The sequence below is a fragment of the Aliterella sp. E5.1 genome, from assembly GCF_057473825.1.
This window is the reverse complement of record NZ_JBYCCV010000225.1, coordinates 1-2857: the sequence shown is the minus strand read 5'-3', so window position 1 is coordinate 2857 and position 2857 is coordinate 1. Positions and strand designations below refer to the sequence as shown.

The 2857-nt window shown below is 43.3% G+C and carries 2 protein-coding genes and 1 pseudogene; 2 read left to right on the top strand and 1 reads right to left on the bottom strand.

Annotated features, from left to right (window positions below; translation table 11 throughout):
- Positions 1-198 precede the first annotated feature (198 nt).
- Complete coding sequence (locus AC2VE5_RS25420; protein ID WP_486890367.1) at positions 199-1125, top strand: ISKra4 family transposase; 927 nt, start codon at positions 199-201, stop codon at positions 1123-1125.
- 29 nt (positions 1126-1154) lie between these two features.
- Positions 1155-1433 (top strand): annotated as a pseudogene (locus AC2VE5_RS25415) (ISAs1 family transposase); the annotation flags it as partial.
- A gap of 84 nt (positions 1434-1517) precedes the next feature.
- Here the strand turns inward: AC2VE5_RS25415 and AC2VE5_RS25410 are convergent.
- Positions 1518-2663 (bottom strand): PEP-CTERM sorting domain-containing protein, encoded by a 1146-nt coding sequence (locus AC2VE5_RS25410; protein WP_486890366.1) that lies wholly within the window; start codon positions 2661-2663, stop codon positions 1518-1520.
- Between the last annotated feature and the right edge of the window lie 194 nt (positions 2664-2857).

Here is a 2857-nt window from a genome sequence, read left to right as displayed (position 1 = left end):
ATTATCCGCAATATCGCCATCAATCTTGCTCGTTTCAGTGGCTATGATTCTCTGACCAAGGCAGAACGATTTCTTGCCCATGACATCGGCAAGCTATTTTTACTTCTAGAATGAATTATCCCTGGGGGTAAAACCTATTGTCCCTTGGAGCGAGAGGGTAGAATTATCATCACCTCCACCCCCTTGTTTGCAAAACAGGTGTCCTCAAAACTGGCTTATGGTTCTGCTCGCGACGTGCAACGAGACTTAGCCGAAAATCATTGCCGTCCAGTAGCGGTTTCCTACATCCAGCGACTGTGCGAAGCGGTAGCAAGCATCATTGAAGCGAAAGAAGAAAGTTGGAATTATGTCCCGCCCAAAATGGACGCTCCGATTAACAGCGTTGCCATTGGCTTAGATGGAACCTGTATGCTGTTGTGTGAAAGTGGATGGCGAGAGGCGACGGTAGGAACCGTCAGCCTCTATGACGCAGAAGGCGAAAGGCAACATACAATTTATATTGGTGCAACACCCGAATATGGCAAAGCCCAGTTTCTAGAACGGCTAGAGCGAGAAATCCAGCGTACCAAAGCTGGTTATCCTCAAGCGACTTATGTTGGCATTGCCGATGGGGCGGCTTCCAACTGGCAATTTCTCACTCCTCATACCAGCGAACAGGTACTTGATTTCTATCATGCCACTGGCTATCTTTGTTTTGTGGCTGTTGCGCTGCACCCCAAAGACTTAACGCTTCAGTTACAATGGCACTCGCAAAGTTGCCACGCTCTTAAACATGACCATGGCGCTGCAACACAACTCTACCAACAGATGCTTGAACTATCGGTGTCCCAAGAACACCCAAAAGCTATTCAAGATAACTTGGCTGCGGCTGTTACCTATTTTCATAACCATCTTCATCAAATGAACTACGCTTTTTATAGTGAACAACACTATCCCATTGGGTCTGGTGGAACTGTTGCCGCCTGTAAAACCGTAATTAAGCAACGCTTATGCTGTTCTGGGATGCGATGGAAAGAGACTGGTGCAGCAGTGGTACTTAGTTTAAGAACTTTGGTTTTGACTCCGACCCGTTGGAGCCAATTTTGGAATAAGCTCAACCAATATGGTTTCCCTATCTCTCTGTAACTATATCATATTGAGGTCACACCCATTTACAGACCAATTATTACATTAGCTCCTTAGTCTCAAAGGCTACTACTTTCGCGCTTGGTATTCGTCAGCATTGGCGAATTGAAAACCGCTTACATTGGGTGAAAGATGTAATTTTTGGTGAAGATGCGGCTCCCTTCAGTAACTACAGTGCTGCCACCAATTGGTCTATTATCCGCAATATTGCGATCAATCTTGCTCGTTTCGGTGGTTATGACTCTCTGACCAAGGCTGAACGATTTCTTGCCCATGATATCGACAAGCTATTTTTACTTCTAGAATGAATTATCCCTGGGTGACAAGATAATATTGCAGAAGACTTCGCATTGGCGAAAGGGCAAAGGTAAGAACCTTTAACCCTTCCCCTTTTACCTAATAATGCCACGAAGTCTAGTTTTACTTTGCTTGCGTTTTAGCCAACCACCAAGACCAAATATGCCTAAACTCAATACTCCTAAAATAGAAGTTGGTTCTGGTACCGATGTAGCGACAAAGCCGCGCTGTACGCCGTTGAAAGTACCAACACCAATAATATCTCCATTATTATTAATCTCAAATGCCGAAGTTAGCTCCCATCCCAATTCTGAGTCTATGAGGCTATTGAGGTCAGTTAGTTCGTCATCTTCCCACAAAAAAGCGTGTCTTGTTGAGCCATCAAAGAGGGTAGAGAAACCAACTATCTGCTGCGAGTTATTAATCCCTAGTGCCTCACTAACCGCGCCACCTAGTGTCCCTAAGCTAACTCCAGGTTGAGCAACGTTTTGCCATAAAGTAGCCTCCTCAAATCGTGAAGATGGATTTAATACAACTGATCTACCAACGATGTTGCCTGAATCGTCAATATCGTTTGCAAAAGATGCAGATGGTGGAAAAGAACTGTTAGGGTTGGCTGAGGCTGCAATAAGATTAGTCTGGTTGCCATTTCCAGAAAATACACCATTAACAAAACCACCACTAAATACACCAGTACCAACTACTTGAGCTTGATTGTTGATAGCAATATTAAAAATTCCTCTAGGAAATATTGCCTCAGTTACTGTCCCGTTACTTTCTTGGACTAAGCCAAGGCGACCATCATAAATTAGCGCTATTGTCCCTGAATCGTTGATGTCTTCAGCACTAATAGGAGGACAAAAATTGGTGCAGAAGTAATTACGGGGTAAGTCAGAAATTATACTGCCATCCGAGATGAAGGCTTGATTGGGTATAATTGTTTGCTGGGCTGTAGAAGCATTTACGGTTAAGCCGCCACCAACGATCGCACCATTATTATTGATAGATGTAGCAAAAATATTGCTATTGTTAGCGCCAGGAAGGGTAGTTATATCTATGACATTGCCAGCTTCCCACAAGTATTGCTGTCCTACTACCTGAGCGCTATCGTTAATATCTGAAGGCAGAAAATCTAAACCAGTAATTTGATACAAAGAAGCTGCGGCGACGGGTGCAACGCTTCCTATGCCGATTGCAACGGTTCCGAGTGAGGCAATTGTTAGTTTTTTTACTGAAAACATGATTATTTCTCCTACTACAAACCAATATAGTAGTCCAACTATCTTATTTTTAAATAAAATGCTTTACCCCTCTTTTATCACTCTAAGCAGAGAGTATTTAGAATAAAAATAGATACTACTGTTTGAAAGCAAGTATGTCAGTTGCGAGATCTGCTCAACCCACAATCCGATTTGTAGATGAGTACTGCCGACTA